4 protein-coding genes are annotated in these 6,083 nt (G+C 48.6%); all 4 read right to left on the bottom strand.

Annotated features, from left to right (window positions below; genetic code table 11):
* The coding region (locus tag INP79_RS15385; RefSeq protein WP_370583289.1) for an MCP four helix bundle domain-containing protein at nt 1–1,751 on the bottom strand (1,751 nt) is incomplete at its 3' end.
* A 229-nt stretch (nt 1,752–1,980) separates the two neighbouring features.
* The gene (locus INP79_RS15380; RefSeq protein WP_019882307.1) at nt 1,981–2,205 is read right to left on the bottom strand and encodes a hypothetical protein; all 225 of its coding nucleotides are present in this window, start codon (nt 2,203–2,205) and stop codon (nt 1,981–1,983) included.
* Nucleotides 2,206–2,372: 167 nt separating this feature from the next.
* Nucleotides 2,373–5,402, bottom strand: a complete 3,030-nt coding sequence (locus INP79_RS15375) for a methyl-accepting chemotaxis protein (protein WP_194755112.1) — start codon at nt 5,400–5,402, stop codon at nt 2,373–2,375.
* A 198-nt stretch (nt 5,403–5,600) separates the two neighbouring features.
* Nucleotides 5,601–6,083 (bottom strand): methyl-accepting chemotaxis protein (locus tag INP79_RS15370; RefSeq protein WP_228520129.1); only part of this gene is annotated, 483 nt, incomplete at its 5' end.

The raw sequence follows: 6,083 nt of genomic DNA, 5'->3' as shown, positions 1-6,083 counted from the left end.
GTCGTGATCGTTTCTACGGCTTCGGTGACAGCAATAATCGGCTCTACAATCAAATCCAGCGTGTTGTTCACCCCTTCAATAATCTTGCGGAAATCGCCATTGTGTTTGTCCACATCAGCTCGCACGGTAATGCGGCCTTCTTTAGACGCTTCTGCCAGCATGCTGGTGTCAGCCACCAAGGCATTCACGGCCTCAATGCTGGTATTCAGGTTGGTAATAATCTGGCTGTAATCGCCTGGATAATGCTCAGAAATCGTGGCTGGAATATGGCCTTTGGCAATATTGTCCAGATATTCTGAAGTCACTGTCAGTGGTTTGACCACTGCATCCAGCGTGCCATTCAGGCCTTCAATCACCTTACGGAAGTCACCATTATGCTGATGGGTATCGGCACGGGTAGACAACTGACCATCCTGCGCAGCTTGTGCCAGTTTATTGGCATCGGCCACCAGTGCATTCACCGCCGCAATACAAGTATTGAGGTTGTTGATGATCAGGCTGTAATCACCTTGATATTGCTCTTGAATGCTGGCTGGAATCACGCCTTTGGCAATGTTATCCAAGTAGCTGGAGGTCACATTCAACGGTTTCACCACCGCATCCAATGTGCTGTTCATACCTTCCACAATCGCGCGGAAGTCACCCTGATGCTTGCTGGCATCGGCGCGTGTAGACAAATTACCCTCGACCGCAGCGTGTGCCAGTTGATCTGCATCGTTCACCAGGCGTTTGATATTGCTACGTACTTGCTCAATCGCCTCATTCACAAACGCTTTCTTGCCAGGGAACTGCTCCAGCGGCACATCTAGGTTACCTTCACCAAAGGCCTTGACCACTTCAATCGCACTGCGGTTCATCGCAATATGGCCAGCCACCATTTTATTGATGCCTGCGGCCATTTCAGAGTAACCACCTTTAAAGCGTGTTTGGTCAACGTTACAGTCAATATCGCCTTCATCATGCTGCTGGCTGACATAGTTCAGAGACTGTACCAGACCATCCAGTGTGCGTTGCAACACACGGATAGAATAAGCTACGCTGGACTTGTCATCTTCAGGCAGGGTAATTTTCTGGTTCAAATTGCCTTCAACAAAGTTGCGGGCAATCACCGTTAACTCAGAAGGCTCCATGCCCAATTGCTTGAACATATTGCGCTTGATATAGATACCAATCGAAACCACTACGGCTAACGCAGCAACAGCAATCGCAATCAACATAAAGATGGCTGTTTGTTTCACCGCTGCCGCCTGTTTGGCACTGTCTTTGGCTTGTGTATTGTTAAACAGTCTATGTTCGCGAATGGCTTTTTGCACACCCTCAATCACCGCTTGGTTCGCCAGCAACGCATCCCTAGCCTCTGTTTTCTTGTTAGAAAGAGACAAGGTCAAGGTATTGCTACCCAGGACATCATAAGCTTTGATCGCATCATAGTCTTTTTGCAGTAACTGTTTATCTTGCGCATCACTGATAAAGTTGTCATAGCGCTTTAATGCGGCCATCAGTTTGCCATGGGTTTCAGCCACTTCTTTTTCGATGATCTGCATTCTGCCATTGTCTGTATTCAGCATATGCTGCCAAATCAGGCTATTCAATTTTTCAAATTCGCCCAATGTATCATCCAATATCTCGATACTCGGCGCAGCCATTTCATTGGCGTAATTGGTGTATTTAAACACTCGATCTGTTTGGAAATAACTCACTCCCGCCAGCAGGAACAACCCCAAAGCTGCGACGGCAATCAGAATGTACATTCTCTTAGCAACACTCATAATCTAGACTCCTAAATCCATTTTTAATCTCTATAACCTTTTTGGCTTTCTTATATTTTCGGTTAACAATTTGGCAAACTAAACTGCAATAAAAACGCTTTTCGCCTCTCTGTTTTCGCTCAAGTTTTCACCTGTCCTGCCGAGTATCCAGTATGAAAAGTCATAAAAAATCCCCCTGCAACAGGGGGATTCTCTGACAGAAAAAAGTCGATTATTTCTTCGCTTTTGAAGCGTCGGCAACTTCTACTTTTTTCTTGGCAGCACCGGCCTCTGCAACTGCGTCGCCTTTCATGTGTGAAGAAGTCAGTTCAGCGCTACCCTCTTCATAACAAACGCGACCCATCATCGAAACAGTACACACTTCAGCGGCGAAAATTGGGGCCGAGAACGCGGATAATGCAACGATGGTCAGGGCTGTGTTCAAAGTTTTTTTCATAAAGTCTCCATACAATTTAACAGGGAATAACAGTGGTTATTCTTTACCACTTAGTTACTTTTACGACGCTTTCAGACGTTTCTTTAGCTGCAAAAAGGCGTTTTAACACTTTAGTTACAATAAAAAAGCCGACTGTTTATCAGTCGGCTTTTTTCATTCAATGAAGGCTAAAACTCTTCCCAATCACCATCATCTGTCCCTGTTTTCTTAAAGGTACTGGTCATGGCGGGCCTGCTCACGGGCGGGGCGCTACCACCGCCTCCAGAAATGATCCTGGACAAGTGATCAATCGCGACATGCGTCTCTTTCGACCGCCTGGAGAAATCACCGCCTAACAAAAACTTGGCTTTATCAAGATTCCTGGCGGCGACCGACTCTACAATCTCACCGACACTCTGGTGGAAATGTGCATGCGCATCTTTCAGGTCCCTATACTCCTTGCGATGGCTATGTTGCTTGCCCTCGCCGTATATCCATTTACCCAGATCGCATTTATGGTCACTGGCGGCATCGGCATGATTGATAGGCTCTTTATGCCGCCCGTTCATATAATCGACCAGACGCGCCTTCCATTGGTCATGCGCCTTGCCCGCGTCATCCAAAGAGAACTTTTTTGCGACGGCTCCTCCATGTGCACCGGAAAAGCTCATGACTGTTTTGGACGGTGCCTGATAATGCTGGGCGCTACTTCTTGCGTGGCCGCCAGCACTGTGCCCATCAAGTTTAAACTGGCTGATAGCTGCAGTCAGCTGGTTGGCCTGATCCACCAGGGATTCAGCCGCAGCCGCTGCCTCTTCCACCAAGGCCGCGTTCTGTTGCGTGGTTTCATCCATGCTGGTCACTGCCTGGTTCACCTGGTCAATACCCGTGGTCTGCTCTGTAGACGCCGCGGAGATCTCGCTGATGATGTCTGCGACACGTTGTACGGAAGAAACCACTTCGTCCATGGTGTTACCAGCGTTCTCTACCAGCTTGGTGCCTTCTGTGGTTTTATTCACAGAGTCAGTGATCAGTTCTTTGATCTCTTTGGCAGCACTCGCTGAGCGTTGCGCCAGGTTACGTACTTCACCTGCAACCACCGCAAAGCCTCTGCCCTGCTCACCTGCACGTGCTGCTTCTACCGCTGCGTTCAAGGCCAGAATGTTGGTCTGGAACGCAATACCGTCAATTACCGAGATGATGTCCTCGATCTTTTTCGCACTTTCGTTGATCGCACTCATGGTAGCGACCACTTCGTTGACCACTTCACCGCCTTTGACAGCAACACCTGAAGCAGTCAGTGCCAGCTGGTTCGCCTGTTTGGCGTTCTCAGCGTTTTGTTTCACGGTAGAGGCTAATTCTTCCATGCTCGCCGCTGTTTGCTCCAGGCTGGACGCCTGTTGCTCAGTACGCGCTGACAAGTCGGAGTTACCACTCGAAATCTCGTTCGCCGCCGTCGTGATCGTTTCTACGGCTTCAGATACGGCCATAATAGGTTCGACAATCAGGTCCAGGGTACTGTTGATGCCCTGGACGATATCGCTGAAACCACCCGGATGGCGGCTGGCATCAGCGCGAACGGTAATACGGCCCTCTTTAGCTGCATCAGCCAACATCAAGGTATCGTCATTCAATGCCTTCAGGTTGCTACGAATCTGCTCGATCGCCACATTAATAAAGGCTTTCTTGCGTGGGAACTGCTCTAATGGCATATCAAAATTACCCTCACCCAAACCACTCACACATGCAATGGCTTTTTTCTTGGTGTTGATATGCTCCTCAACCATTTCATTCACACCTTCGGCCATCACGCGGTAGGCACCATCGAATTTGGCGGCATTAATCCGCACGTCGATTTCACCAATATCGTGCTCGGAACTCATGTGTGTCATTTCTGAAATCAATGTGTTGATGGCGTCGATACACTGATTCAGGTTGTTTTTAATGGTATTGAAATCGCCATTGTAATGATCGCTGATTTTGGCTGGGATCTCGCCTTTTGAAATATCCGCAATATAGCGTGCAGTCATGTTCAGTGGCGTAATCAGCGCATCCAGCGTGTTATTCATGCCTTGCACAATGGTGCGGAAATCACCATGGTATTTGCTGGCATCTGCGCGCGCAGACAAATTGCCTTCAACCGCGCCATGTGCCAACGAATCCACATCGGCAACCAATGCCTTGATATTGGCTCTGACTTGCTCAATCGCTTCATTCACAAAGGCTTTTTTGCCAGGGAATTTCTGCAATGGCACATCCAGGTTACCTTCACCAAAAGCTTTTACTACCTCGATGGCACTACGGTTCATGGCAATATGACCAGCCACCATTTTATTGATGCCAGCGGCCATTTCAGAGTAACCACCTTTAAAGCGTGACTGATCGACATTGCAATCAATATCACCTTCATCATGTTGTTGGCTCACGTAATTCAGTGATTGCACCAGGCCATCCAATGTACGTTGCAGGCTCACAATAGAGTACGCAACGCTAGACTTATCGTTAGTCGCCAGTGCAATTTTCTGGTTCAGGTTACCCTCTACCAGGTTGTGGGCAATCTGTGCCAACTCCCCCGGCTCAACACCCAGTTGCGCACGCAGTCGTTTGGTAATCAGCATGCCAAAAGCAACAATTGCCGCCAGGCATAGCAAGGCAATGGCAGAGGATTGCCATACAGCGCTCTGCTTGATGCTGGCTGCATTCGCAGCAAGCTCCAGGCTGGTTTTCTGGTTGTAGAGCATATGCTCATCCATCTTGTCAGCCACTTCCAGTGCCAGCTTGTCTGCCTGTTTCAAGGCCTCAGGCGCCTCAGGCGCGCCGATGTCTGACAAACGCAACACATCCGTCATTTGCACAAAATAGCGATTCAGCATCTCTTTTTCAGCTGTCAGCAATGCCTGGTCCTGATCACTAGACACCAGGTCCTGGTAGTGCGTCAGAGACTCTTCGACAACCGCTTTACGATCCTGAATTTGCGTTGCCAACTTTTCCTTTTCGGCAGGCGTGGTCACGCTCACGTGGCGCAACACATTCAGGCGCAACCTTTGATAGTAGTTTTGCGCTTTGGACAGTTCAAGAATGCTCGGGATGGTGTTGACGTTGGCCTGATTGGTCGTGTCATACACTTTAACGATTTCGTTTAAAGTGACCCCGATAAGAACCACCATCGCTAACGCGCAAGTGGCAATCAAAAGATACATGCGTTTTGCAATTGTCATCATGGATTCCTAAGATAAAGAGAGCTAAAAATATAGATTTAAAAATTACTTTTTCACGCTCTGATTATGGCAAAAACGGTTCAAACGAGATGTTGAAATAAGACAGGGAATTCCTGTCTTATTCTTGCTTAAAGCATAAAAAACCGGCTGCCTTGGCAGCCGGTTTGAATTTAAATGGGCATCCCTTAAACACCTTGTTTAAAACTCTTCCCAATCACCGTCATCAGTGCCTGTCCTGGCAGGTATTTTGGGTGCAGGATTGGAGTTGCTGACATGCGGTGAGTGATTCGGCGCCACTGGTTTCGGCAAATGCGCAACGAGTGGTTTCTGACCAGCGCTGTAGGCTTTGCGCCCAGCGTTTGCCTTGGATGATGCAACACCACTGCCGCCCCGTCCCTCAAGTTTAAACTGGCTAATCGCCCCGGCCAGCTGGTTGGCCTGATCCACCAGGGATTCAGCCGCAGCTGCTGCCTCTTCCACCAAGGCCGCATTCTGTTGCGTGGTTTCATCCATGCTGGTCACTGCCTGGTTTACCTGGTCAATACCAGTAGTCTGCTCTGTAGAAGCAGCAGAGATTTCACTGATGATGTCTGCCACACGTTGTACTGAAGAAACCACTTCGTCCATGGTGTTACCAGCGTTCTCTACCAGCTTGGTGCCTTCTGTGGTTTTATTCACAGA

Source organism: Methylophilus sp. QUAN, from assembly GCF_015354445.1.
Classification (GTDB): Bacteria; Pseudomonadota; Gammaproteobacteria; order Burkholderiales; family Methylophilaceae; genus Methylophilus.
The sequence above is the reverse complement of the archived record's forward strand: the minus strand, read 5'-3'. Positions and strand labels throughout refer to the sequence as shown.